The 25,749-nt window shown below is 58.3% G+C and carries 20 protein-coding genes; 8 read left to right on the plus strand and 12 right to left on the minus strand.

Translation table 11 applies throughout. The features are described from left to right. Both VL547_RS03800 and VL547_RS03805 read right to left on the minus strand, forming a co-directional pair. A partial coding sequence (locus VL547_RS03800; RefSeq protein WP_325575354.1) for a GMC family oxidoreductase occupies positions 1 to 1,272 on the minus strand: 1,272 nt, incomplete at its 3' end. 3 nt (positions 1,273 to 1,275) lie between these two features. After that, the gene (locus tag VL547_RS03805; RefSeq protein ID WP_325575356.1) at positions 1,276 to 1,995 is read right to left on the minus strand and encodes a gluconate 2-dehydrogenase subunit 3 family protein; all 720 of its coding nucleotides are present in this window, start codon (positions 1,993 to 1,995) and stop codon (positions 1,276 to 1,278) included. A gap of 81 nt (positions 1,996 to 2,076) precedes the next feature. Here VL547_RS03805 and VL547_RS03810 point away from each other — a divergent pair, with 81 nt between their 5' ends. Then, positions 2,077 to 6,933: a PKD domain-containing protein gene (locus VL547_RS03810; protein ID WP_325575358.1), complete on the plus strand. Its 4,857-nt coding sequence runs from the start codon at positions 2,077 to 2,079 to the stop codon at positions 6,931 to 6,933. A 32-nt stretch (positions 6,934 to 6,965) separates the two neighbouring features. Here the strand turns inward: VL547_RS03810 and VL547_RS03815 are convergent, their stop codons facing one another. From VL547_RS03815 to VL547_RS03835, 5 genes are read right to left on the minus strand one after another with little or no spacing between them, the layout of a single operon-like run. After that, the gene (locus VL547_RS03815; protein ID WP_325575360.1) at positions 6,966 to 7,586 is read right to left on the minus strand and encodes an HAD-IB family hydrolase; all 621 of its coding nucleotides are present in this window, start codon (positions 7,584 to 7,586) and stop codon (positions 6,966 to 6,968) included. Further along, positions 7,586 to 8,314: an SDR family oxidoreductase gene (locus VL547_RS03820; RefSeq protein WP_325575362.1), complete on the minus strand. Its 729-nt coding sequence runs from the start codon at positions 8,312 to 8,314 to the stop codon at positions 7,586 to 7,588. Before VL547_RS03820 ends, VL547_RS03815 begins: the two co-directional genes overlap by 1 nt. Before the next feature lie 24 nt (positions 8,315 to 8,338). Further along, positions 8,339 to 9,667: an FAD-binding oxidoreductase gene (locus VL547_RS03825; protein WP_325575364.1), complete on the minus strand. Its 1,329-nt coding sequence runs from the start codon at positions 9,665 to 9,667 to the stop codon at positions 8,339 to 8,341. After that, positions 9,668 to 10,618, minus strand: coding sequence for a decaprenyl-phosphate phosphoribosyltransferase (locus tag VL547_RS03830; protein WP_325575366.1), 951 nt, complete (start codon positions 10,616 to 10,618; stop codon positions 9,668 to 9,670). Positions 10,619 to 10,664: 46 nt separating this feature from the next. Next, positions 10,665 to 11,483 carry a 2OG-Fe(II) oxygenase gene (locus tag VL547_RS03835; protein ID WP_325575368.1) on the minus strand — a complete coding sequence of 273 codons (819 nt, stop codon included), beginning with the start codon at positions 11,481 to 11,483 and terminating at the stop codon, positions 10,665 to 10,667. A gap of 171 nt (positions 11,484 to 11,654) precedes the next feature. Between VL547_RS03835 and VL547_RS03840 the strand changes: the two genes are divergently transcribed. Further along, complete coding sequence (locus VL547_RS03840; protein ID WP_325575370.1) at positions 11,655 to 13,514, plus strand: hypothetical protein; 1,860 nt, start codon at positions 11,655 to 11,657, stop codon at positions 13,512 to 13,514. Positions 13,515 to 13,658: 144 nt separating this feature from the next. Here the strand turns inward: VL547_RS03840 and VL547_RS03845 are convergent, their stop codons facing one another. The 3 genes from VL547_RS03845 to VL547_RS03855 form a co-directional block, all read right to left on the minus strand. Further along, positions 13,659 to 14,420 (minus strand): LytTR family DNA-binding domain-containing protein, encoded by a 762-nt coding sequence (locus VL547_RS03845; protein WP_325575372.1) that lies wholly within the window; start codon positions 14,418 to 14,420, stop codon positions 13,659 to 13,661. Between the two features lie 47 nt (positions 14,421 to 14,467). Then, complete coding sequence (locus VL547_RS03850) at positions 14,468 to 15,250, minus strand: sensor histidine kinase (RefSeq protein WP_325575374.1); 783 nt, start codon at positions 15,248 to 15,250, stop codon at positions 14,468 to 14,470. A 733-nt stretch (positions 15,251 to 15,983) separates the two neighbouring features. After that, positions 15,984 to 17,132, minus strand: coding sequence for an acyltransferase (locus VL547_RS03855; protein ID WP_325575376.1), 1,149 nt, complete (start codon positions 17,130 to 17,132; stop codon positions 15,984 to 15,986). 449 nt (positions 17,133 to 17,581) lie between these two features. Here VL547_RS03855 and VL547_RS03860 point away from each other — a divergent pair, with 449 nt between their 5' ends. From VL547_RS03860 to VL547_RS03885, 6 genes are read left to right on the plus strand one after another with little or no spacing between them, the layout of a single operon-like run. Further along, positions 17,582 to 18,439 carry a hypothetical protein gene (locus VL547_RS03860; protein ID WP_325575378.1) on the plus strand — a complete coding sequence of 286 codons (858 nt, stop codon included), beginning with the start codon at positions 17,582 to 17,584 and terminating at the stop codon, positions 18,437 to 18,439. 6 nt (positions 18,440 to 18,445) lie between these two features. After that, complete coding sequence (locus VL547_RS03865; RefSeq protein WP_325575380.1) at positions 18,446 to 19,204, plus strand: HAMP domain-containing sensor histidine kinase; 759 nt, start codon at positions 18,446 to 18,448, stop codon at positions 19,202 to 19,204. A gap of 18 nt (positions 19,205 to 19,222) precedes the next feature. Beyond that, positions 19,223 to 19,876 (plus strand): response regulator transcription factor, encoded by a 654-nt coding sequence (locus tag VL547_RS03870; protein WP_325575382.1) that lies wholly within the window; start codon positions 19,223 to 19,225, stop codon positions 19,874 to 19,876. A 15-nt stretch (positions 19,877 to 19,891) separates the two neighbouring features. Further along, a complete protein-coding gene (locus VL547_RS03875) occupies positions 19,892 to 21,274 on the plus strand; it encodes a glycoside hydrolase family 47 protein (protein ID WP_325575384.1) in 1,383 nt (460 codons plus the stop codon). Beyond that, positions 21,271 to 21,672 (plus strand): hypothetical protein, encoded by a 402-nt coding sequence (locus VL547_RS03880; protein ID WP_325575386.1) that lies wholly within the window; start codon positions 21,271 to 21,273, stop codon positions 21,670 to 21,672. The genes VL547_RS03875 and VL547_RS03880 overlap by 4 nt, the downstream gene beginning before the upstream one ends. Then, complete coding sequence (locus tag VL547_RS03885) at positions 21,669 to 21,947, plus strand: contact-dependent growth inhibition system immunity protein (protein WP_325575388.1); 279 nt, start codon at positions 21,669 to 21,671, stop codon at positions 21,945 to 21,947. Before VL547_RS03880 ends, VL547_RS03885 begins: the two co-directional genes overlap by 4 nt. A 34-nt stretch (positions 21,948 to 21,981) precedes the next feature. Here the strand turns inward: VL547_RS03885 and VL547_RS03890 are convergent, their stop codons facing one another. Together VL547_RS03890 and VL547_RS03895 are read right to left on the minus strand one after the other, a co-directional pair. Next, positions 21,982 to 24,351, minus strand: coding sequence for an ABC transporter permease (locus VL547_RS03890; RefSeq protein WP_325575392.1), 2,370 nt, complete (start codon positions 24,349 to 24,351; stop codon positions 21,982 to 21,984). Between the two features lie 116 nt (positions 24,352 to 24,467). Further along, positions 24,468 to 25,616: a DEAD/DEAH box helicase gene (locus tag VL547_RS03895; protein WP_325575394.1), complete on the minus strand. Its 1,149-nt coding sequence runs from the start codon at positions 25,614 to 25,616 to the stop codon at positions 24,468 to 24,470. Positions 25,617 to 25,749: the final 133 nt, after the last annotated feature.

The raw sequence follows: 25,749 nt of genomic DNA on the forward strand, positions 1-25,749 counted from the left end.
GAAGTAGGGCAGGGTCTCTCCCCACACACCCATCCACATATGCCACGGCCCCGGCCGCACCAGCTGCGATTTGAACGAGGCCCCAAACCCTTCGGTATACCCCAGCTCCGGCCACTCCAGCCGGCTCCCCGCCGCCTGGTAACCGTACCCCCGCGTAAAGTCGACGGACCCGGGGATCCCCGGTACGTTCCGGAATCGGGGGATATAGACCCCTACCGGCCGCCGACCGGAATAGTATTGATCCAAAGCAAAACCCTCGTAATTCCCATACGCCCCGGTCCCTGTCCAGTGGTCCATCAGGTTATGCCCGACCTGTCCGGAAGAATTCCCCAGGCCAGACGGAAACGACGGAGAAGTAGACCGCAACAGCAACGCCGCCGTCGCGATGGTAGACGCATTCAAAAAGATCACCCGGGCAAAATAATCGGTCGTAACACCCGTAAGCGCGTGACGAACCCGCACCCCCGTGGCGCGCCGCGACGACGCATCATACATGACTGACACGACGATCGAATCCGGCTCCAAGGTCAGAAGACCCGTAGCCGCCGCCGCCGGCAACGTCGCCCCGTTCGAAGAAAAATACCCCGTAAAGGGACACCCGCGCGCGCACAGGTTCCGGTACTGACAAGGCCCGCGCCCATGCACCGCCTGGCTGAGGTTGGCCACGCGCCCGATGGTCACGACACGCCCGGGGTATAAGCGACGGACCTGAGCGGAAAAATCCGTTTCGATACAATTCATATCCATCGGCGGCAGGAACTGCCCATCAGGCAGGTGCGCCAGGCCTTCGGGCGCCCCGCTGATCCCCGCGAACGACTCCACATAGTCGTACCAGGGCGCGATGTCCTTATAACGGACGGGCCAGTCGACGCCATGACCGTCGCGGAGGTTGGCTTCGAAGTCGAGGTCGCTCAGCCGGTAGCACTGACGGCCCCAGGTGAGGGAACGGCCACCGACCTGGTAGCCCCTGATCCAACGGAAGGGTTTTTCCTGTATGTAGGGATGCTCCTTGTCGCTGACAAAGAACTGTTTCGTAGCCTCGTCGTAAGCGCCGCTCTGGATGGGGTTTTCGGCGATGTCGGCGTTGGTATTCTGGAGGTGGTGGGGGAATTCCCAGGGAGCTTTGAAAGCAGTGGTATAGTCCTTGACGTGCTCCACGTTCCGGCCCCGCTCCAATACCAACGTGCGTAAGCCTGCCTCGCACAGCTCTTTTGCGGCCCAGCCGCCACTGATCCCCGAGCCCACCACGATCGCATCGTATGTATTTGCCATATATTATCTTGTAGCCCAGCTCCGCTGCCCTGGCGCCATCGCCACACACCCATGGTACGCCGTCGGAATCGCAACATACGACAAACCCTGCGAAGCCCCTGCCTCGGAGGTGCAATACCCGACCACGGTTAACTCTTTTAGCGTGGTAAAAAACGACTTTCCCCAGTACCTGTTCTTGACTTTACCCCAAAGACCGGTACCCACACGGCCCTGACGCTCGAACCGGTGTAGTATATCTACTTGCTGGGGTGTCGTACAATCCTCATAATTTTTCCCAAAGGTGTCGTAGGAATACTGTACGCAATTTTTTAATCCGTCGATAAAGGTATTGGCATCGCGGGTATCCGTGCAATCACGGATCATGCCAATGATGAACTTATCCACACCACAATTTTTTGCCCCGGGCGTATCGCCGGTAGGAATAATAATTTCCGCTAAGGCAAGCAGCGTTTTTTGATGTGTTTCAAGGAACTGAAAATCAGGTGTCTTATGCCATGCGTGCCACTCGATTCCACCAAAGAGCCCGAGCCCTGCAAGGCCCGTCACTGCTATACTTCCAATGGCTTGTCTCCGCTTCATGTGAATAACTCTGTGAATAAATTTTGTAGTCGATATATTATATGTAAAAGTAACTTTAAAAAATTTTTGGGCCGTGTATTTTTTTCCGCGGGTTGGTATGAAAATTGCACACTTTTCAGCGTTCAAAACTGGATCTGTACCCATTCGTGATTTTTAAAGCCACCAGCTAAACCACAAATGTCAACAAGTGTCCATTTCGTTCTATCGGTCCAAATATCCTAGCATATGATGACGTTGAAGGCTTTACTCTTAACTGGATTGCTTTGTACCTGCTGTTTTCTCCTACCCTCCGCCCAAACCCCTAAGTATCTCGTGGGCACCGGTGAGTACAATTGCTTTATCTTAAACACTTCCACACACAAGGCATATGATATGGCCGGCGGTCTTCCACACCAGGTGGGCGGCCCCGCAAACATCGTGCAAATCCATGCGTCCCTGCACCACTATTCCCTGATCGACGATGCGGGGAACTGCTGGACCTGGGGCGACAATGCTTATGGTGAATGTGGCCAGGGTTCGGTCGGCGGCTCCGTCGGCTCGCCCAAGCAGCTGACCACCGACAGCGCGGGTAATGTATTTAATAACATCGTACAGGTGATATGCGAAGGCAGCCCTTCGGGATACTACTCGATGGCCCTCAAGGGCGACGGTACATTGTGGGCCTGGGGCGCGCTCGGCTCCGGCATCCGCGGTAACGGCACCTCCAGCGGGAACGTCTCCCGCCCGGTGCAGATCAAATTCCCGGCAGGCGTATTTATAAAAAGCATTAATGCAGCCATGATGGCGCTCGCCCTCGACTCCGCAGGCAACTGCTGGACGTGGGGCGGCGGCGGCGTTTGGGGCGCTCAATATTACCTGGGTCAGAACAACAACAACCCCAACATCTACACCCCCGCCAAGGTAGCCCTGCCCGCGGGTTCCAGGGCCATCGAGATTTCCGGTGGCAACTTCAGCAACTACGCGATCCTTTCGACCGGCCAGCTCTACGGCTGGGGTCTGCACAACTCTTTTCTCGGGATCGGCAGCAGCGGCTATAAAGCCGAAGCCGTCGCCGCGATCAAACCGGTGCTGCTCGACAACCAGCTCAACCTGCCCAGCCCGGTCAAGCACATCTATACCAATATGGAGTGCAGCTACGCCATCTGTAACGACGGTACCCTCTGGGCCTGGGGCGACAACGCCGTGGGCAACATCGGGAACGGCGTGGAGCTGAACTTCGCCACGTATACCTATAACCCCGCGCCCACGGGCGGTACGCCCGCACCCTATGCCTGGGACTGGGGCACGGCTGAATTGTTGCAACAGCGCCCCGTACAGGTCGGCGCCGGTTTGACGTTCACCAACATCTTTACCGACCAGGGCGACGTCTTTTACGCATATGCGGAAGACGCGGCGGGTAACCTCTACAGCTGGGGCCGTAACAAGGTCGGCGTGCTCGGCAACGGCGTCGTCGAAGGCGATAACACCGGGATGATCACGTCGCAGTATCCGAACTCCTGGGACGTACCCTGGATCACAAAGATCAACCCCTTTGGCCTGACCAAGACGTCCCCCACGTCGTCTCCCTACTGTCTGACGCACTCCAACAGCCCCTGTAGCGACATGGCGCTTCCGTCCGCGGCCCTGGGGGTTGTCACCGTCAGCGCAGGGTTGACCCAAAACATTACGACGACCTCGACCACGGTCAACGCCACGGTCGTAGCGCTCCTCTCCCAAATCAATTACTACCTGTGGACCCAGGTCAGCGGTCCGAATACGGCTCTGATTACTCTACCGTCCGGTCAGTCCGCCACTTTGAGCGGGCTGACCACCGGGACGTATGTCTTCCAGGTAAAGGTCACCGACAACAACTGGAAGACCGCCACGTCCACGGTGACGATCAACGTCAACCTCAGCGGGGCGAAGAACCCCGTGGCGAGCGCAGGTCCCGACCAGACGATCACGCTGCCGACCAGCAGCGTGTCGCTGAACGGCTCGGCTTCCTCCGACCCGAACACGGGCGGGGCCATTGCGTCGTATCAATGGTCGGTGGTCAGCGGACCCGCCGGTTCCACCTTTTCCAGCGCCACCAGCGCCACGCCCACGCTCAGCGGGCTGGTGCACGGCTTGTACACCGTAGTGCTCAGCGTGACCAACAAGTCGGGGCTGTCCGCTTCCGATACCATGCTGGTGACGGTCAACCCGGCGCCCGTAACCGTACAACCGATCTCGGCCAGCGTGGGCTCGAACCCCACGATCCAGCTGCCCCTCGACAGCGTCGCCCTCACCGCGACGGCTTCGGACCCCAACACGGACGGGGGCGGCCTCGCGTACAAGTGGTCGGTGGTCGGCGGCCCGACGGGCTCGGCCATCAAGAACGCCGGAAGCGCCAACACGACGCTGACCGGTCTGACCACCGGCACCTACAGCGTCGTGCTAACGGTCACGGATACCCTCGGCGTCACCGCCAGGGACACGCTCACCGTAACCGTAAAACCGAATTATCTCCCGCCGGTGGCCAACCTCGGGAGGAACGATACGCTCCAGCTCCCCGCCAACAGCGTAAACCTTAGCGCCGCCGCGTCCAGCGACCCGAACACCGGCGGCAGCATCACCGCCTACGCCTGGAAGGTGTTGCAGGGGCCCAGCGGCGGCGTCGGCACGGTGTTTTCGGCGCCCACCGGGGTGACGACCACCTTTAGCAACCTAAGACAGGGGATATACCAGGTCCAGTTGAAAGTAACGGACAACTATGGCCTCAGTGACTCCGCCTATGTATGGGTGACCGTCAACGGCGTCGCGCCGCTGCAACCGGTTACCGCCAATGCGGGCCCCGACCAGACGATCTCGTTGCCCCTGGACAGCGTTACGCTGACCGGGACCGGTAGCGACCCGAACGCGAACGGGGGTGGCGTAGCCTATAAATGGGCGGTCGTGAGCGGTCCGACCGGCTCGACGATCAAAAGCCCCGCCAGCGCCGGCACAATCCTCACCGGTCTCGCCGCCGGCACGTACAAAGTCCAACTGACGGTCACCGATACCCTCGGCGTCACCGCCTTCGACACGGTGAAGATCACCGTCAACAACGCTTACCTGAAACCCGTCGCCAATGCCGGCTCCAGCTACTCCATCCAGCTGCCCGTCAATAGCGTGAGCCTCGACGGTTCGGCCTCTTCGGACCCGAACACCGGGGGCAGCATCACCGGGTACCAATGGGCCATCCTCGGCGGCCCCGCGGGTTCCGTGCTGACCAATGCCACCAGCGCCAAGGCCACGCTCAGCAACATGCTGCACGGCATATATACCGTACGGCTGACCGTCACCGACAATTACGGCCAGTCGTCGAGCGCTACCATCTACATCACCGTCAACGCAGCCGCTACGCTGCAACCCCTGACCGCCAACGCGGGTCAGGATACGACGCTGCGCCTGCCCACCAGCAGCCTCGGCCTCAGCGGCTCGGGTACCGACCCGAACGCCGGCGGCGGCGGGCTGTCCTACAAGTGGAGCGTGACCGGCCCCTCGGGCGCCACGCTGGCCAGCGCCACCAGCGCGCAGACCACGCTGAGCGGTCTCGTCGCGGGGACGTACACGATCAAGCTAACGGTGTCGGATACCCTGGGCTTGTCCGCGATCAGCACGATCACCGTCACCGTCCAGGCGGCCCTGCAGACGATCACCGTCAACGCCGGCGCCAACCAGACCCTGACGCTGCCCACCAGCAGCGCCAACCTGACCGGTTCCGCCAGCGACCCCAACACCGGAGCAACGATCACCAAATACCAATGGGCCATCAAGAGCGGTCCCACCGGCGCCACGCTGGGCAATGCCACCAGCACGTCCGCCACGCTCAGCGGCCTGGTCCGCGGCGTCTACGTCCTAACGCTCACGGCCACGGATAACCTTGGCCAGACCGGCGCCGCCCAAACCCAGGTCACCGTCAACGCCGCCGCGCCCCTGAAGACCATCACGGTCAACGCCGGTGGCGACCAGACCATCACGGTGCCCGCCAGCAGCGTCACGCTCAGCGGCAGCGCCGCGGACGGCAATACCGACGGCGGCCCCCTAAGCTACGACTGGACTGTCCTCGGCGGCCCCAGCGGCTCGAAACTGGCCAGCGCCACCAGCGCCCAGACCACGCTCAGCAACCTCGTGGCCGGTACCTATACCGTTCAGCTAACCGTTACCGATACCCTCGGCGTCAACGCAAGCACTACGATAACGATCACCGTGCAAAAGCCCGTCAACCTCCTCACGGCGAACGCGGGCCAGAACATCACCCTCCAGCTGCCCGCCAACAGCGCCACGCTCGACGGCAGCGGCTCCACGGACGGGAACGGCACGATCACGTCGTACACCTGGACCCTGGTGAGCGGACCCAACCAGCACACGCTCGCCAACATGGACCAGGCGAAGGCGTCGGTCTCCAACCTCGAAGCCGGCACGTACGTCTTCCAGCTGACGGTGACCGACAACAACGGCTACACCGCCACGGACCAGATCTCCGTAACGGTGCTGGCGGGCCAGCCGACCGGTCCGACCGCGATCATCAACGACCCGGACAGCACCATCAGCTACACCAGCACGACCAACGCCACCGGTTTTTTGCTCGACGGCAGCAAGTCTTATGCGCCCAGCGGCGACAATATCGTAAGCTATCTCTGGCAACAGGTGGCGGGTCCGAACACGGCTTCGTTTTCGTCCCTCACCGGGGTGCAGACGACGGTAAAGAACCTGGAAGTAGGGGACTATGTGTTTGAGCTGACGGTCACCGACCAGAACGGCCAGACTTCATCCGCCGAAACGACGGTTTCGGTCCTGAGCAATACCAAGGCCGTGCAGGACGGGGCGGTGCTGCTGTACCCCAACCCGGTACAGACCACGCTAAACGTATGGATCAACCCGGTCGTCAACGGCCAGGTCACGATGCGCATATTCAACGTCCAGGGGAACCTCGTGAAGACGGTTCAAACCGATCTGGGGCAGACCAACGATGGTACGACCACCCAGGTGAACGTGTCTACGTTGCCGAGCGGCACTTATTATATTCAGATCATGGCGCACGGGTATACCATTACCTTGCCCTTCGTCAAGCTACCCTGACGAGATGGATCAAGGGGCGCGCCGCGGCGCGCTCAGTACGCCCGCTCCTTGAACGGCTTATAATAACTATCGGTCGCCAGAGACAGCATAGGCAAGTCTCCCGGCGTATCCCCATAGGCGTAAATCTTTGTATAATATGAGAGATTATATCGCTTCAGGATGTGTTTTACTTTTTCCTCGCCGGCGCAATTCTGCCCGGCGATTTTGCCGGTGAGCTTCCCGTTGCGGACCTTCAGCTTGGTGGCGATACACTCCAGGTTGAACTGCTGGCACCAGGGCTGGACCCAGTTTTCCGGCGAAGCCGTGACGATCACCACCTGCGTGTTGTTCTGGAGGTGACGGCGGATCTCGGTCAGCGCGCCTTTGCGGAAAAGCGACGGCAGACGGGTCTCGGAGAATTCCCGGCACAACGCGTTGAACTCCGCCGCCGATTCCCCCTTAAGGAAGTATTCGAGCATGATCTCCTTGGCCCGGTGGTTGGACAGCAGCCCGAGCTTGTACAGGATCAGGACCGGGGAAAGGAATACCAGCCCCAGGTAGTATTTGAACATTCCCGTCTTGAACTTCAACAGCTCGGCCAGCGTGTCCCTGGACGTGATCGTGCCGTCGAAGTCGAAAAAGGCGATGGAACTATGTGAGTAAGCGGTGACCATTACAAGCTCAATTTTTTGAAGACGTTTTCGGGGATCATGCCTATTACCAGCATCATCCATTTCCAAAGGCCTTTTACATACACCGTGTTTTGCTTGCGGTCCATCCCCTTTACCACCGCCGTCGCCACCTGTTCGGGGCTGGCCGTGAGGGCAGGGGGGAGGTTGAGGTGAGCCGTCATACGCGTGGCCGCAAAACCGGGTTTAACCGTGATGACCGTGACGCCTTTCTTAAAGGCCCGGTTCCTCAAACCGGACAAATACGCCGTAAAACCGGCTTTCGCACTCCCATAGAGATAGTTGCTACCGCGGCCGCGGTCGCCGGCCACCGAGGATATCCCCACGATCATCCCCGAGCCGCGTTGCATATAATCCGCCGCGACGATATTCAGGATCGACACCGCGCCGGTAAAGTTGGTCGCCAGGATGCGTTCCGCCTCGAGCCAATCCTCCATCCCCTTATCCTGGTCGCCGAGATATCCAAACGCACACACCGTAATCGATGGAGAGCCCAGCTCCGAATAAAAAGACCGGTGCGACGCATAGTCGAGCGCATCAAAATACACCAACCGCACCCCCACGCCATACCGTATCTCCAGATCCGCGCGGAGATCCGATAACAATTCCATATCCCTGCCCGCCAGGACAAGGTTAACCTTCCGTTCCGCCAACCGCCGGGCGATGGCTACCGCCATGTCCGAACCCGCGCCTAAAATGAGTGCTTCCGCCATAGTGTCCATTATGCCGTCCCGGCGTCAGCTCCGCGTAATCGCAAGCCTCGCCGACTGTACCGATCTGAATTTTTGTTCCGGGTTATATTGATGTAACAACTTCGAAAAGTGCTCCGCCGCGCCGTTGTACCCGCTGCGGTACGTCTCCGCGGACATCCGCGCGTCCTTGGACAGGTAGATGCGACCGCCATAGCTCAGCACCAGCTGGTCGAGCTCTTCCAGGAAAGGGAAGAGCCCTTCGCGCACCGGGAAGTCGAGCGCCAGCGTGTACCCCTCCATCGGGAACTGGATACCCCCCTTTTGCTCCCCAAACACCTTCAGCACCGCCAGGAACGAGCCCCAGCCCTTATCGCTGATGCGTTTCAGGATATCGATCAGCCCCTGCTTGTTCTCGATGGGGATCACGAACTGGTACTGCACGAACCCGTTCTTCCCATAGCCCCGGTTCCAGTGCAGCACCGAATCCAGCGGGTAGAAAAAGGTATCGTAGGAGATGATCGAGTGCTTGTCCTTGTGCAGCGCCTTGTTATAATAGACCCAGTTAAAGGCCCGTACCGTAAACGTATTGAGTACCCAGGAGGGAAGATTGAAGGGAAAACGGATGCTTTTTTTCCGCGGCAGCTTCAGCGGATCACCGCCGGCGACCTGCGCAGCCTTAGCATGTTCTCCCATCAGCAAAATGCTCCGCCCAAAGGCGTCACCCTTTTGCAGACAATCGATCCACGCCACCGAATACGTCACATCCTTGTGCGTCTCGAACAACTCCAGCAACGCCTCCAGGTTGGGCGCCTTGATCCGGTGCTGCGCGATATAGCTCGTCTCGATCGGTTTCAGCTGAAACCGCACCGACAGGATGATCCCCGTCAGTCCCATCCCGCCGCAGGTAGCTTCCAGCAATTCAGGAAGGTGCGAAGCGCTACACGTCACGATATCCCCCGACCCCGTCAGCAAATCCAGCTCCAGCACGTGCCGCGAAAACGCCCCGTCCACGTGGTGGTTTTTGCCATGCACGTCGGAAGCCACCATGCCGCCGATCGTCACGAACTTGGTCCCCGGCGTCACCGGCAGGAACCAGCCCTTCGGGACGATCACGTCCAGGAGCTGGTCGAGCGTCACCCCCGCCTGGCAGGTGATGACCCCGGTCTCCGTATCGAAGGCCGTGATCTTATCGTATTTCAGCGTATTGACCGTAACCTCGGACAGGGAAGCGTCGCCATAACAGCGTCCGTTCCCCCGGGCGATGACCGCCTTATCCGTATTCAGCTGAGATTTCAGCTCGCCGATGGTGCGGAAGGTTATTTCCTCGCTTTCCATGATCGGATAATTCCCCCAATTCGTTACGGCTTTCTTCATCTACTTGAACAAATTAAAGTTCGGCATGTATATGATCGCATAGAAGCTCGCGCCCCACAAGAGCAACGTCACCTGCAGGAACCGGTCCTTGAGCAGCAGCTTCGTCGGCGACCCCGTATTATTCTCCACGAGACAAATCTGCAAATACCGCAGCAGCCCCGCGATCACGAACATCGTCGTGTAGTAGAGCCGGTACGTCTTCCACTGCGCCATCACCTCCGGCGATATCGTGTACATCAGGTACGCCACGATGATGATCGCCGAGATCAGCGACATGGCCACGTTCAGGAAGTCCAGGTTATAGCCCTTGACCACCTTGCGCATGTCCATGCCGGTGGAGAGCTTGATCAGTACGTCGTCACGGCGTTTGGCCACCGCCATAAAGATGGCCAGGAGGAAGATCATGATCATCAGCCATTGCGAAATGGCGACGTGCGTGATCACCCCCCCGGCCTTTATGCGTAAAACAAACCCCAGCGCGAGTATGAATACGTCAAGGATGGAAACGTTCTTCAACCCCAGGGAATACCCCAGGTTCATGAAGAAATAGATCATCAGTACAAAGAGGAATTTCTCCTTGATAAAGAGCGCCAGCGTAACACCGCCCGCCAGGCACAGGGCCGACAGGACCAGCCCCGCGGCAGGCGACACTTCGCCGGACGCGAGCGGCCGCTTGCACTTTACAGGGTGCAAGCGGTCCGACTCCCGGTCCATGAAATCATTGAGAATGTAAATACTGCTCGCCACGAGCCCGAAGGCGAAGAACCCCCAGAGCGTGTGCAGCAGCAAGTCAACATTGAAAACCTCACCCGCGAAGAACAGCGGTAGGAAGAGAAAGGAGTTCTTTACCCAGTGATGCAGCCTCATCAGCCGCAGATAGGGTAGGACCGCCTTGAGCCCGCCTGCGCGCGCCCTGTCGTGGGTGAGTTGTGAAGAGGTAAGCATGGTCATAGAGTGTTACGTAGTTTCAGTCCGTATAGTTGTATCCCGGCCATGTTTACCCCGCTTTTTCCTTATGCCGCCCCCCGATGAGGATCGGTGGTATCCACAATTTGGCGGTTTCCTTCAGCGAGGTCAGCGCCCTCGCTTTCTTGTCCTCCGCCCTGTATTTGAAGATCGTGTTGTGGTCTGCGTCGCTCACCTCCTGTTCTTCCACCGGCCGGCCGTTGGTATAATAATACAGCGCCAGCGACTTCCGCGACCGGTCCGGGGGACAGGTCAGCGGGTTGGGGTGCCCGTGGTACGAATTGCTCGTCGTCGAAAACATCGCCATCCGGTTGAACAGCGGCAGGATCCTCTTACGGGCGCCCTTCATTTCGGTATCCCACAGCTCAAAGTGGCCGCCATAGGACTCGTCCCAGTCCTCGTTGAGATAGACCAGCACGTTGATCCGGCGGTCCAGCTTCGTCTTGGGGTGCTTGTTGAAGTCCGCGTGGAGCTTCAGCATCCCGCCCGGCTGGATCTGGTGACACCCGCCGCCGTCGTAAAACGGGTCGGGGATCAGGTTTTCGATCCCGGTAAGCTCGGTCAGGAACTCCAGGAAGGGCTGGGAGTTGAGGTAGTGCATAAACAGCTTCGTCCGCTCTCCGAACCGTCCTTCGCCCTTCGAGGCGAGCTTGATCTGGTTGGGATCGTTGAACTGGAGGTCCGGTTTCTTCGACATATCGGGGAACTCGTCGAGCACCGAGTGCAGTACGTCAGGATTGAAGAAGTTGTCAAAATAGATGCTGGGAAACGGGTCGGCGGTCTTATAATCCTCCGAATGTTTCTGGCCATACGTCTTCAAATCACCAATCGCCTCGTTAATATAATTCATGGTACTGCGGTGGGGTTTAAGCGGTAAACAAAACTATAATGCATGCAAGGTAACCATCGGTTTAAAACCAAATCGGGCATTCCCGGGAAGGGGTGGTTTTATTTAACGTACGTTGGATTTTTCGGGTTAAACGATGATCGCTATCTTTCCTGCCTGAAAAAATAAGCCCATATGCGCCTTACCTCCCCCTTACCGAAGTGGACAGACGCGGCCCTGGTCATCGCTTTCTCCTTGATTCCGTTAGCGTTGCACTTCCCATACCGGGTCAATATCTTCCTTTCCTGGGAAGGCGCCTACCGCCTTTACCAAGGCCAGCTCCCCTATAAGGACTTCGGCCTCCCCATGGGGATCGGCTTCTGGCTGATGCCCGCCCTCTTTTTTAAGCTGTTCGGCCCCAGCATGTTATCCCTGATAAAGGCCCAAGTGCTCCTGAACATCCTGGCCGGTCTTTCCTTCCGCGCGCTCCTCCGCCGCCTGAACGTCTCCTTTGGCGTCCGCGTAGCCTCAGTGCTCGTTTTTTGCCTGTCTTATATATTGATCAATTTCTGGCCGTGGTATAACAACACCGATATATTATACGGCATCGTCGGGATCAACCTCCTGCTCGGCGGCCTCGCCTTTGGCTCGGCCAAAACCCTCCCGACCCTCAATGCCGCCCCCTCCACTGGCGGGGGCGCCGACCCCGATGCCGGCGGCCGCCACTTCCTCTATCTCCTCGGCGCCGCCTTCTTCATCTTCCTGTCCTTCTTCACCAAACAAGACGGCGGATTCCTGATGTTCGCCACCGCGTCCGCGCTCGCGCTCTACAACGCGATCGTGACCAGGCGCTGGCGCGCGGCGCTCCTTTTCTGGGGCCTCTTTATCGCCATCGCCCTGGTCGTCATCCTCCCCTTCACCCGCTACAGCTTCGGCTACTGGTTCAACCACGGCCAACCCCCGCACACCGCGCGCCTGTCGCCGCGCGACATCCTCGGCGAGTTCTTTGCCGCCTCCCAGTGGATCAAGTTCTATCTCCTGATGACCCTGCTCATCGTCCTGGTCAAGGGCCGTCTCCACGGCTGGCGCCAGTTCTGGAACGACCGCGCCGAAATGAGCTTCCTGCTCCTGACCCTCGGCATCCTCGCCTCCGCGACCATCTTCCAGGTCACCAGCTACACGCCCCCCGATAATAATATATTCTTCCACGCCTTCGCCATCGCCTACCTCCTCACCGGTTTCTTCCAGCTCACCCAGTGGAACCCCGACACGAGACCCCGACTGGCCTGGGTACTGGCCGGCGTCCTCCTCTGGTGGTCCGGCTCCTACTGGAAATACCTCGACCGCCTCGTCTCCCGCGCCTTCCCCCCCAAAGCCATCGCGACCGTTTCCGCCACCGGCGAAAACGTGATCAACCGCGACACCTACATGATCAACCCCGACACCACGCACTACGAGGACGAGTCCACCTGGACCGAAATACCCTCCATGGCGTCGTTTAAACACATCTATCTGCCGCCCTCCACCGTAGCCGGCGTCCTCCGCGTCCGCCAGCTGCCGGAGTTCACCGGCGCGCCCATCCCTATCGCCATCGGCGCCACGAGCGCCATGGACGCCGACACCGCCATGTCCGGCATCAACGGCGGCGGCATGCAACCCCACGGCGGCTCCGCCAACCCCTCCGCCACCGACCCCTGGGCGCCCTCGGCTCCCACCACCCGCACGTTGCCCGCCGGCGTCCGTCCCCACGTCCTGAACATGAGCGAGCTCACCCCCCTGGCCCGCGAGCTCAACTTCACCGAGGACCGCGGCCCCATGGAACCCCTCTGGTACCACCTCGGCGTCTGCATGTTCAACCGCGAGGCCGACACGACCTGCGCGCGCATCGCCGCCGGCCGCTACGACCTCGTTTTCTTCGAATACGTCCCCACGCTCAATAACTTTTACCCGTTCCGCGTACGGGACAGCCTGCTGGCGCACTACCAGCTGATAGACTCCTTCCTGGCGCCCCGGAGGCCGACAAATGGTTACATCGAGGTCTTTCGCAAGCGATAAAAAGAAAAACGGCCGCCCCGCGAAGGAGCGACCGTTATGGCTCTATAAGACGGCCCTAAAACAGGCCCAAAAGAGAGACTGAGGGTAAGGTGCGGTAAATAGGTTAATCAGAGCAGAGTAGCTACAATTCGATAGGCGAAAAATTTAGAAGTAAATAACCTCCTTGAGCTCCGTGAAGAACACGTCCTTCTTCCGGGTGGACACCGGGATACAGGCGCCGTTGGTCATCACCACGGAGGGGGCGACGCCCTTGATGATCTTCATCATGTGCCGGAGGTTCACCAGGTAGGACTTGTGGACACGGTAGAAGCCCTTTTCAGACAGGATTTCTTCGTATTCCTTGAGGGAGCGGGACGCGACATAGGAGACGTTCCCCACCAGGCGCAGCTTGGTGTAGCTGTCCAGGGCCTCGATATAAATGATGTTGTTGATGTCGATCACCTCGTAGCCGTCCTGTACGTGTACGACGATCTTGGAGAAGTTCTCGGGGATGCCGTTGACGTAGTGCTTGATGATGCCGGTCAGTTCGCCGAGCTTGTTCTTCTTGTTCTTGCGGATCTTCTCGATGACGTTGACGATGTCGGAGCCCTTGATGGGTTTCAGGATGTAGTCCAGGGCCGCCATTTTCAGGGCGCGCAGGGCATATTCCTGGTAAGCCGTCACGAAAATCACTTCGAAGTTGGGCTGGGCGATGGCCTCCAGCAGCTGGAAGGAGTTGTTCGGGGGCATTTCGATGTCCATGAACAGGACGTCAATCTCGTTTTCCCGGATGCTGTTCTTGGCATCTTCCAGGTTATCCGCTTCCCATACTACCTCGACCCCTTCACATTGGGTCTGCAGGATGTTCCGCAAGATGTGGAGGTTGGCTTGTTCATCGTCCACGATAGCTGCTCTGATTTTCTTCATAACGGCACATTTAAGGTTTTTAAAAATTGAATAGGTAAGGTTAGGCTTTACAATGAATTGATAATCGGTATAAAAATTCTGACTAAGGTTCCGCTTTCGTTGTATCCGCTGCTGGCTTTGTCGATAATCTCCAGTTTCCCGGGATTGTCGTCATAGGATTTGATTACATTCAGACGCTCCCGGATGATGTTCAGCGCCGTCGATTCGTGTTTCAGCGCGCTGGTCGCGCTCCTCGTCTTTTTCCATCCCGCGCCGTTGTCGTCCACCGTGCATTCCAGGATGTCCTTGTGAAAGGAAAAAGCGATCTTCAACATCCCTTTTTCCTTCTTGGGCCCCATCCCGTGCTTGATCGCGTTCTCCAGGATCGGCTGGATCAGCATCGGGGCGATACAATGGCTATGCACCTTGATCGCGTCTTCGACCTGGAACTCGTACTCGAAGGAGTTGCTGAAGCGAAACCGTTCGAGCTCCAAATAGCGGGTCAAAAAATCGATCTCGTCTTCCAGCGCCACATACGACTTCCTCGAGTTGTTCAGCATCTGTCTCATCAGCAAAGAGAAGTCCGAGATATAGTCAAAGGCCTTTTGTTGTTCGTTCAACACGATCAGGTGTTGCACCGTGCTCAGCGAATTGTAGATGAAGTGTGGGTTCATCTGGCTGGTTAAAGCCTTGGCTTCCAATTCGAGAAGCCGGTTGTTGTAAGCGACCTTTTCCTTTTTCCGGTCAAATTCCTTGCGCATGACCAGCGCTGCAGCAATCGCGATAATAGCCGTAACAATTAGCACCCCGTTCCATATCACCCAAAACTGGGTAACGGGCAGTAGCCACATATCCAAGCATTTACCCGAAACGGGTAGGCTGAAATTAAATGCTGCGAAAGTGTAGATCGGCACAGTTCTTGCTTGGAATTCACGCATTCCGATACCTTTTACAGCTTTTTTCCAAAAACGGGTTTGCTCACGGAAAGACCCCTGGGATTGTAGTGTCCGGGGAGACACGACATTCCAAATATTGAGACAGAGGCGCAACGTAAGCAAGCGATATTTTTGAATCATATTACTTGCTCGATAACTGAAATTCTTTTTGGCTTTTCGCCCCCTCTCGGCACACCGGGCGGGTATCAGGATGTTGGAATACGGAGTGGATGTCTCCAGGGGTGGATATTAGAACTGATATTTATAAACTCTTACAAAAGGAGTGCTACAAAAATAATATCTACAAATTAGCTTTCTGACCGTAGTTATACCTGTTCTCTCCTTCTAAAAAACTTTCGTGTGATTTACAAGGGCAAGGTACCTTAATCTCCTGGTTCGAGCAATACCACCAACCGGGTAGTATTGTTAAACGTATGTAAATCACGCGGTTAAATCCTGCGAAACCCGCGTCCACCGCGGCTTTGAGGCGCTTCGGACCGTCCGGGGTTATACATAGCCTTTAAAACTTGTGGGGAATGAATGCCTGCCAAATATAGTAATTTAACGAAACCGCAATGTGAAATTTACGGTATCTATTAACCGAATTTTTTCCACAGTGTTAAGTTATTAAGCGGCAGGGACTTGCTTCTTACGCGGCGGGGACTTGCCTGGCGGGTCGGGTGACCAGCTGCTGGAACTTCGGCCGGAGGCGCTGGAACCAGGCCTCAAAATAGGTAAAGGACAGCCAGGAAACCCCGATGGTGAGCGCGATCGACCCTATATATAATAATAGATTCTGCGTCAGGTAATTAACCGGCATCCGGCGAACCAGCCCATAGACCGCGCCGATACACACCATGTGGTACATATAGATCCCATAGGATATCTTGCCCAGGAACCGAAGGACGGGGTTCTCCAGCCGGAAGATCGTCCGCGGGTTGAGGGCCGCGTTGAGGATCACCACCGCGAAAAGCAAGCAATACACCCGCAGGTCGATACTGCGCTCGTCGTGGGTGTAATAGAAGGTGTAAGCCACGCACGCCACCACCAGCACGGTAACCAGCACCTGGACCCCGACCGAAAACAACACCCGCTTCAGCGCGGGGTCCCGGTCGAAAAAGAGCACGCTCGTCAGGCATCCCACCGCGATACACCCCATATATTTCAATTGCTCCAGTACCTCGAACACGAACCCCGGTGAAAGCCGCACGGACCGCAACACCAGCGACCCGATCTCCGAGAGCACGATCAGCAAGCAAAATGCCACCACCAGCCGCCGCCGGACCCGCACCCACCGCACCAGCGCCGGCGCGATCAGGTAGAACATCTCCTCCACGATGATGCTCCACCGCTGGTCGGAGTAGGGGATATAGAGGTGGGTGAAATTCGGGATGATGAGCAGGATGTTGAGCAGGCTCAAAAAGGTCAGTCCGTGGATCATCTGGTCGCTCAGGCCCGGGATTTTGAAATAGGGGATGAAGTTGAGCCCGATACACAGGATCACCAGCCAGTAATAGAGCGGCCAGATGCGCAGGATGCGCCTAATATAGAATTCCTTAAGACGTATGGTTCGCGTCGCGGAGAGCTCCCGGAGCAATAGGGAAGTTATCAGGAATCCACTCAGCGTAAAAAACAGCGCCACCCCCACCTTTCCCCACACCGGAAACCATTCCTGCGCGTTTTCCCCATGCAGGCTGCGAAGGAAAGACACGTGGCCGATCATGACTACGCTGGCTCCTATGGCCCTTAAACCGTCTAAATTGGGGAAGTAAAATTTCTTCTCAGGGCCTGCATGCATGTTACGAAATTAAGATGTATATTAGTGGCAACAAAATCCGTTACTATGAAGGCCAATTGCTACTCCCCATCATTTTGAATGTTCCCTCGTTCTAAACAAAATCCAGGGTAGAAGCCCTGGTACAAGTGTATTGTAGTACTGCGACTACGTGCCGATGCGAAGTTTTCTATCCGATATCTTTTTAATCGGGTATACCTTCGCTCCAATTTCCCGTACACTGGTGTTTCAGCCACCGGCTGGAAATGCGGTCTAATTGTTCCCGGTACAATTACACAGGTAGGCTCTGCGGATTTATTTATTAACCCCTCTAAAAAGGACAGGGAATGTTTTCTTATCCGCCTACCTCAAAACCAGACTCTCTCTGGATGGTACACTTTGACCCATGGGGAGATTGTGTTTATACAAGCAAGTCCTTTCTAAGGGCTTTTGTCGGAGACCCCGAATGGACTATGACCACCCAGGGGCGCAATGTTTTCGCCCGCGCCCTTCATCCCGATGAATATCCCGTTCTCGAAGCTACGCTCAACGCCTGCCGGCAAAGCCCGGGCGATCTCGTCGTGTCTTCGCTCCGCCTGACCAATACGCAAGGTTCCTGTTGTCTGACGGAATGGAAAATGAGTTTGCTGCCGCCCGCCACCACCGGGGGCAACCCGCTGATCTACGCCGTGGGCGTGGATAAGATCGATCACTTCCTCGACGCCCAGCCCCTGGGCTCCCTCCAAAGCCTGGGTAAGCTTTTTTTTGACGCCACCCCCGCGGCCCAGTTTTGCCTGGGCGATACGGGGGAGCTGCGCTTCTTCAACCGCGAAGCCATTCAGTGGATAAAGGCCCGGACCGGGCGCCTGCCGATCATCGGCGGCAACCTCCACGACACCCTCCGGAACGGCTTTGGCGTCGAGCTTTGTCGTAAGATCGATATGGCCCTGGCCGGGCGGGGCTCCGTGGGGAGCGACCGCTGGAGCTACCCCGATGGGCGCCAGGAATGGTACCGCGTGGAAATCATGCCCTTTCACTACGGGCCTGAACCCTGCGTCTCCATCAGCCTGGTGGACATCAGCCCGCTGATGCAAGCCCGCTTCGCGCTGGACGCCAGCAAACACATTATTTCTAACCAATTGAGAACACACCTATCCAACGTCATGGGGGTCTCGCAGATGATGGAAAACCTGCTCTCCGCGGGTGGCGGCTCGGTCGCCGGCCCCGGCAGGGAACTATCGGCCCTGGTGACGATAATCAAGGAAGAAGCGGGGCATCTCGGCGGGGCCGTCGGCCGTGTCGAAGAAGTCCTGTTTTCAGGAGGAGGCTGACGAAACATGTCTAACACTTCGGCTAAATCGGTTAACGAGAGCGGCCCCGGGTGGCAGCCCGGGGAATGGGGCCACGTCCTGTACATGCAGCAGGTATTGATCGGCGCCATCGTCCATGATATCAGGACGCCGCTGCGGTACTTCATGTGGACGGCACGGTCCCTGCAGGACGACCTGCAAAAAGGCCTCCCGGGGGAAGGGCTGGCCGACCGGGCCCAGCTCCTCTACCAGAGCGCCGAGCGCATGCACAGCATGGTGGAAGACCTGCTGCAATATTCGAGGGTCCAGCTCAGGGCGGCGACGGACGGACGCTTCAAAGCCGTCAATGTCCACCTGGCGGTGGCCGCCAAGGCGACCCTCTTTCATCATATCGCCCACGCCAAGGGCATTGAAATCGCCAACAAGGTCGACCCGGCGCTGACGCTGGACACGGACCCCGATTGCCTGGCCGTCATTCTGCACAATATTCTGGACAATGCTATCAAATTTACGTCCGGGGGAAGTGTGGTCGTGTCCGGTGGACACAGGGAAAACAGGGTCTTTATACAGGTAGCCGATACCGGTAGGGGGATGAGCCGCGAATACATCGAATGGTGTAACACAGAAGCGGCGGGCTTTCTGGGTCCAAAGCCCGGGGAAGACTTCCGCCCGGCCGGTTTGGGACTGATGTTGGTTCGGGAATTGTTGGGAAGATTAAAAGGTAAACTCATTGTAAGCCGAGGCGAGCAAGGGGGTACGGTTATGGTTCTGGAATTTTCTGAATAGCCTAAAAAATAACAGTTAATGGTGAATATTCTAATGGCGGATGATCACGCCATCGTCAGGTTCGGAACCATAGCCCTGATCCGTGAAATGTTCGAAGAAGTATCGGTGGCCGAGGCCGCCAACTTCGACGACGCCCTGAAACTCGTAGAGGAACGTCCTTTCGACCTCCTCGTTTTGGACATCAACATCCCCGGCGGCAACAGCTTCCAGATGATCGACGTCCTCCGTTTACGTCAGCCCGGGCTGAAAATACTGATCTTTACCGCGTACGACGAGCACCTCTATGGTTTTCGTTACCTCCAGGCCGGCGCCGATGGCTTCCTGATGAAGAACTCGGACGAGCAGGAGATCAAGTACGCGATCCGCAGCGTCCTTAACAACGAAAAATACTTCGGTCCCTCCGTCAAGGCGTACCTGCTCGACAAGATCCACCAGAAGAAACAGGAGGTGTCCAACCCGCTGCTGACCCTGTCCAACCGCGAAACCGAGGTCGTCCGCCTGCTCATCCAGGGCCACGGCATCGCCGAGATCGCCCGGCTGCTCCACCTCCAGATTTCCACCGTCTCGACCTACAAGGTCCGGATCTTCCAAAAGCTCAACGTCCGCAACATCGTGGAGCTCGTGGAGCGGTTCAACCTGTACAACGGGATGGGGCAGGGGCAGAACAATTAATCCGTATATTGGTGGATGCGCTATCTGACTTTGCTGGCCTTGCTGGTCGCCACGCGCGCGGAAGCCCAGTACGGCACGACCACCCACGGCCACCCCACCGCCGCCGACGTCCGGCGGGAGTTTGTCCGCTCGTGGGACGCCTATAAAAAGTACGCCTGGGGCCACGACGTGCTCCTGCCCATCACCGGCGGCAGCTCCGATTGGTATAAGGAAAGCCTGCACATTTCCCCGATCGACGCCTACAGCACCATGCGCGTCATGGGGCTCGACAGCCAGGCCCGGGAGGTCGAGCGCTATATCATCGACAGCGTCCGTTTTGACAAGGATATCTATGTAAAAACCTTTGAGGTCAACATCCGGATCCTGGGTGGGCTGCTCAATATGTACCAGTGGACGCGCGACCCGCGTATCCTGGCCCGCGCCCGCGACTTCGGCGACCGGGAGCTCAAAGCCTTTGCCAGCCCCACCGGCATCCCGTATTACTGGGTCAACCTCCGCACCGGGGCGGTCAAGGGCGAACGCGTCAACGTCGCCGAGGCCGGGTCCTATGTCTTCGAGATGGGCATCCTCAGCTATTACACCGGCGACCCGAAGTATTACCGGGCGGGTAAAAAGGCGAGCGTGGCGTTGTTCTCCAGGCGTTCACCCCTCGGGCTGGTCGGGTACGACATCAACGTCAACACCGGCGCGTGGCTGGACACCCGCAGCTTTATCGGCGCCTGCGAAGACTCGTATTTCGAGTACCTGTTTAAAAGCTGGCGCCTCTTCCACGATCCGGAGCTAAAGACCATGTGGGACACCAGCATCGCCGCCATCAACCGCTATATCCCGGAGGAAAGCGACACCTCCCTCTGGTACGGCTATGTCGACATGCGGACCGGCGCCAAGGTCCGGTCCGAGGTAACCCTCTACGACGCGTTCTTCCCCTCCATCCTGGCCATGGACGGCGACCTCCACCGCGCCGAAAAGCTGGAGCACACCTGGTACTGGCTCTGGAACCACTACGGCCTGGAGCCCGGCGGGTACGACTACCACGCCGACACCGTCACCGACCCGGGCTACGACCTCAACCCCGAGATCATCGAATCCGCCTATTATTTATATACCCTCACCGGTAAGGAACGCTACCGGGAAATGGGCTATACCTTTTACAACGACATCCTGCGGTATTGCCGCACGCCCCTGGCCTTCTCCTCCATCTCGGACGTCCGGACCAAACGCCAGAACAACGAGCTCCCAACCTTCTTTTTTGCCGAAACGATGAAGTACTTTTACCTCCTCTTCGGCGGCAACCCTTCCGTCAACGTCCGGGACTACGTCTTTAACACGGAGGCGCACCCCTTCCGCCGCGCGGATTTCACCCCCGAAGAGATTCATAAACGACTCGGAATACAATGAAGACGCTTACCAGCAGAAACAAGTATTGGCCCCTGCTTCTACTCCCCCTGGCCATCATCGGCCTGTTATTTTTAGCGACCGCCCTGATCTTTCACGGTAGTTTAGTCACGGCGGGATTTTTCCTGGCCGCCCTCGTAGTGGGCCTCCTCCTCCGGAAGATCGTCCGCTCGGTCACCTTTGACGGCCGCCAGTACACCCTCACCTATATGCAGTGGGGCCGCCTCCACACCGACACCCTCGACGCCGCCAACGTCCTGGTCTCCGTCGTCTCGAGCGACATGGGCCGCAACGTCTGGAAACAATACCTCAAGATCACCGACCTCAACCACCGCCTCCTCTACGAGGTCCGGACCGGTGACGGATATAATATTGAAGACCTAAAAGCCTTCGCGTCATGAAACTCCAGGAACGCCTCACCGCCCTCCGCGAAGTCCCCACCGCCACGCTCACCCCCGCCGATATCCGCCTGCTGGTCTCCCAGCAGACACGTTTGGAAGAGCTCGTCCCCCTGGCCCTCGGCCTTCTCGCCGCCAATCCCCTCCTGGAAACCGAAGTCTACCCCGGCGACCTGTTGGGCGCCCTGGCCAACGTCGACCTCGACTACTGGGGAGCGCACCCCGACCAGCAGCAGCGCCTTTTCGCGCTGCGCACCCGCGCAAAAGCGATGAAGTGATGCAACGCTTCGCCCCACCGCGCCTACGCCCCCGTTATTCCGACCGTAGGCTCTTCACCGGGCTCGCCTGCCCCGCCTTATACGACTGGAACCCGATCGTCCCCAGCGTAATCCCCATGATCGCCACGCCGGCGATCAGGAAGACGTCAGCCCCCAGGGGGACGCGGAAGGCGAACGACTCCAGCCATCGGCGCATCAGCCACCACGAGACCGGCAGCGCGATCACCGCGGCCAGCGCGACGAGCCTGAAGAAGTCGCCCGATAGCATGAGCGCGATCCGCGCGGTCGAGGCGCCGATGACCTTCCGGATACCGATTTCCTTCTGACGGCGCTGGGCCGAAAACGCGGCCAGGCCAAAAAGCCCCAGACACGAGATCAGGATCGCCAGCCCCGCGAAATAACGCGACAGCACGGACACCCTTTCCTCGGACGCATACAGCGCCGCGTATTCCTCGTCCAGGAAGCGATAGTCAAAGGAGAGCCCCCGGTAATAGCTCGCGAACACCCGCTGGAGCCGCCCGAGCACGGCGTGCTCCGATCCGCCCTGGATCCGTACCACGACGTTGTCGGCGACCGGGAATACCTGGAAAAAGGCGGGGGTGATCGTCTTATATGCGGATTCGAAGGTGAAGTCCTTGACGACCCCCACGATCACGTGGTGGCCGCCCCAGAAGGTGATCGTTTTGCCGACGGGATTTTTGAGGCCCATGAATTTTATCGCCGCCTCGTTAAAAACGATTTCGCGTTTGGCGTTCGAATCGTCGGACATATACCGGCCCTCTTTGAGCCTCAGACCCATCGTCTGCATAAACCCATAACCCACCTCCAGGTTGGCGAAATTCATTTCCTGGCCGGGTTGCTTGCCAGGCCAGTCGAACCCGCCGATACCGCCGTGACCGCCGTTGAAGTCGTGGTGGTGCGTCCCCACGCTCACCACGCCGGGGAAGCCGCGGATTTCATTTAAGAGCGCCTGGGCCGCCTGCTCGCTTTGCGGCGTGCTCACCGGGATCGGGAAGTCGACGACGTGGTCCCGGCTATACCCGGGGTCGCGCGTCACGATATAGTGAAGCTGCCGGTAGATAACCAGCACGCTGGCGATAGCCACGACCGATAGCGTGAACTGGAAAACGACCAGCCCCTTCCGGACCAGCAGCTCCGCCGCCGAGCCGGGCAGCGCGCCCTTGAGGGTGCTGATGGGTTTGAAACCGGACAGGTACAGCGCGGGGTAGCTGCCCGCCACCAGCCCGGTCGCCAGTGCGACGACGACCAGCCGGCCGTCCAGCCCCAGGTGCAGCTCTTTCCCCGTCATGGCGTTGAACGCCGGCAGGAACGCCACGACCAGACCCAACGCCGCCACGAGCGCCAGCAGGCTCATCAGCACCGACTCCCCGAGGTATTGTACCACCAGCGTGCCGCGGCGCGCGCCCACCACTTTTTTGATACCCACCTCCTTCAGCCGGCGCGAGGCCCTGGCCGTCGAAAGGTTCATAAAGTTGATACACGCCAGCGCCAGGATAAACAAGGCGATCAGCGAAAACAGGTGCACATACGTGATCCGCCCGCCGGTCAGCTTCCCGTCGGTATATTCGTCGTGGAGATACCGGTCTGAAAAACGGCGCAGGAACAGCACCTTGTCTTCTTTGTATTTATCGCGGTTCTTGACATAGCTCGCGATGGCCGCCTCGAAACGCGGCACGTCCGTGCCCTCTTTCAGACGGATAAACGTGCTCGGGTCGCTGTTGCCCCAGTCGGTCACGATCCCCGGCCTTTTTTGCGCGAATAGTGTAAAGTTGAGCAGGATATCGAAGGGGTCTGTGTTGCTCGACGGGACGTCGGCAAAGACCCCCGTGATCGTATACGTGTCGTCGAATTCGCCCTGGTTCCAGCGGAGGTTTTTGCCCAGCGCCTTTTGCGCGCTGCCAAAAAAATCCGTGGCCATCCGGTTGGATATCGCGATGGAATGGACGTCGGTCTTGACGCCATGCGCATCGCCCGCGACAAAGGGCGTGGAAAAGAGCTCGAAATAGTCCGGCGACACGAACTGCCCGCGCGCCTTGATCAGCGTGTCCCCCACGTACAGCTCCCCCGGGTTCCCGAACCAGGACGCCGGGACTACCGTCGCCGCATACTCCACTTGTGGGTAATCCGTCTTCAACCCGTTCGCCAGCAGTCCCGACGTATACGACATCGTCTGGACCTTGCCCTCTTCCTTCAGGTTTTGCATCACCTGGTAGAGCTGCGCATCCCTGGGGTTGCCGAGGTCCTTGCCCCGTTCATCGGCGATCCACAGCCAGATAAGCAGCGCGCAGGCCAGCCCCGTCGACAAACCGACGAGGTTCAGAATGGTGAAGAGGCGCTCCTTGCGGAGGTTGCGCCAGGCGATTTTGAGGTAACTGATGAGCATAGCCGTACCGCCGGTAAAACTATGCCATGCCGTAATGCGTTGATTATTAATGCCGCCACGCGGCGCCGCTGTTCGCTTTCGCTACAACGGCTGCACCGGATCGATACACGCGACCCTTAGGCCACCGCTTTCCCTGCGAACGGATGGTCCCTGACCACCGGCACCGTCTGCTTGATCAGCTTCTGGATGTCGCGGAGATATTCGCGTTCCTCGGTATCGCAAAAGCTCAACGCCTTCCCGCTGGCGCCCGCGCGGCCCGTACGGCCGATCCGGTGCACATACGTTTCGGGAACGTTGGGCAGGTCGAAGTTGATCACGTAGGCCAGCTCCGAGATGTCGATCCCGCGCGCCGCGATGTCCGTGGCTACGAGGACCCGGGTCGCCCCGGATTTGAAGTTCTCCAGCGCGCGCTGGCGGGCGTTCTGCGATTTATTGCCGTGGATGGCTTCCGCGCGGATGCCGTGCTTGCCCAGGTCCTTGGCCACGCGGTCCGCGCCATGCTTGGTGCGGCTGAAAACGAGCACCCGTCCCTGGACGTTATTTTTCAACAAGTGGGAGAGGAGGTGGCGTTTGTCGTTTTTCTCCACGAAGTAGATGCTCTGCTCGACCTTTTCCGCGGTCGATGACACCGGGGTCACCGAGACCTTGACCGGCTCCGTTAGGATGGAATCGGCCAGCCCGGAGATTTCAGCGGGCATGGTGGCGGAGAAAAACAACGTCTGCCGTTTCCTGGGCAGCTGCGCGATCACCTTCTTGACGTCGTGGATAAAGCCCATGTCGAGCATCCGGTCCGCTTCGTCCAGGACAAAGATCCCGATGTCCTTCAGGCTGATGACCTTTTGGTTCATCAGGTCCAACAGGCGGCCAGGCGTGGCCGTTAGGATGTCGGTGCCCCTTTTCAGCGACTGGATCTGGGGTACCGCCGAAACGCCCCCGAAGATCACTTCGTGCCGGAGCCCCGTGCCCTGGCCGTATGCCTTAAAGCTATCGTTGATCTGGATCGCGAGCTCGCGCGTCGGCGTCAGGATGAGCGACTTGATGCCCGGCGGGAAGTCGCCGCCGCGTTTCTTCAGGAACAGCGTTTGAAGGATGGGGATGGCAAAGGCTGCCGTTTTCCCCGTACCCGTTTGCGCGCAGCCGAGGAGGTCTTTACCCTTCAGGATTACTGGAATGGATTGTGCTTGAATAGGCGTAGGTTGTGTATAACCTTTAGTTTTCAACGCGTCCGCGATGGGCGCGATGAGGTGCAATTGTTCAAAAGACATAATAATATTTATCGGTGGTAACCAACGGCAGCGTAACAGGTACGAAGGATGGTTAATGTACGCTCTAGCCGTTCTCGAGAGAGTGTAACGGATGCAAAGATAGGGAATTCCGCGCACCTGCGCAAAACCTTGC

This window comes from Dinghuibacter sp. (assembly GCF_035492835.1).
Lineage (GTDB): Bacteria > Bacteroidota > Bacteroidia > Chitinophagales > Chitinophagaceae > Dinghuibacter.

Excerpts from the sequence above, each read along its gene's own strand:
- VL547_RS03830 (WP_325575366.1), bottom strand. The coding sequence starts at position 10,618 with ATGACCATGCTTACCTCTTCACAACTCACCCACGACAGGGCGCGCGCA.
- VL547_RS03875 (WP_325575384.1), top strand. The coding sequence starts at position 19,892 with ATGCGCTATCTGACTTTGCTGGCCTTGCTGGTCGCCACGCGCGCGGAA.
- VL547_RS03810 (WP_325575358.1), top strand. The coding sequence starts at position 2,077 with ATGATGACGTTGAAGGCTTTACTCTTAACTGGATTGCTTTGTACCTGC.
- VL547_RS03880 (WP_325575386.1), top strand. The coding sequence starts at position 21,271 with ATGAAGACGCTTACCAGCAGAAACAAGTATTGGCCCCTGCTTCTACTC.
- VL547_RS03890 (WP_325575392.1), bottom strand. The coding sequence starts at position 24,351 with ATGCTCATCAGTTACCTCAAAATCGCCTGGCGCAACCTCCGCAAGGAG.
- VL547_RS03835 (WP_325575368.1), bottom strand. The coding sequence starts at position 11,483 with ATGAATTATATTAACGAGGCGATTGGTGATTTGAAGACGTATGGCCAG.
- VL547_RS03855 (WP_325575376.1), bottom strand. The coding sequence starts at position 17,132 with ATGCATGCAGGCCCTGAGAAGAAATTTTACTTCCCCAATTTAGACGGT.
- VL547_RS03840 (WP_325575370.1), top strand. The coding sequence starts at position 11,655 with ATGCGCCTTACCTCCCCCTTACCGAAGTGGACAGACGCGGCCCTGGTC.
- VL547_RS03805 (WP_325575356.1), bottom strand. The coding sequence starts at position 1,995 with ATGGGTACAGATCCAGTTTTGAACGCTGAAAAGTGTGCAATTTTCATA.
- VL547_RS03825 (WP_325575364.1), bottom strand. The coding sequence starts at position 9,667 with ATGAAGAAAGCCGTAACGAATTGGGGGAATTATCCGATCATGGAAAGC.
- VL547_RS03815 (WP_325575360.1), bottom strand. The coding sequence starts at position 7,586 with ATGGTCACCGCTTACTCACATAGTTCCATCGCCTTTTTCGACTTCGAC.
- VL547_RS03870 (WP_325575382.1), top strand. The coding sequence starts at position 19,223 with ATGGTGAATATTCTAATGGCGGATGATCACGCCATCGTCAGGTTCGGA.
- VL547_RS03895 (WP_325575394.1), bottom strand. The coding sequence starts at position 25,616 with ATGTCTTTTGAACAATTGCACCTCATCGCGCCCATCGCGGACGCGTTG.
- VL547_RS03850 (WP_325575374.1), bottom strand. The coding sequence starts at position 15,250 with ATGTGGCTACTGCCCGTTACCCAGTTTTGGGTGATATGGAACGGGGTG.
- VL547_RS03885 (WP_325575388.1), top strand. The coding sequence starts at position 21,669 with ATGAAACTCCAGGAACGCCTCACCGCCCTCCGCGAAGTCCCCACCGCC.
- VL547_RS03845 (WP_325575372.1), bottom strand. The coding sequence starts at position 14,420 with ATGAAGAAAATCAGAGCAGCTATCGTGGACGATGAACAAGCCAACCTC.
- VL547_RS03865 (WP_325575380.1), top strand. The coding sequence starts at position 18,446 with ATGTCTAACACTTCGGCTAAATCGGTTAACGAGAGCGGCCCCGGGTGG.
- VL547_RS03820 (WP_325575362.1), bottom strand. The coding sequence starts at position 8,314 with ATGGCGGAAGCACTCATTTTAGGCGCGGGTTCGGACATGGCGGTAGCC.
- VL547_RS03860 (WP_325575378.1), top strand. The coding sequence starts at position 17,582 with ATGACCACCCAGGGGCGCAATGTTTTCGCCCGCGCCCTTCATCCCGAT.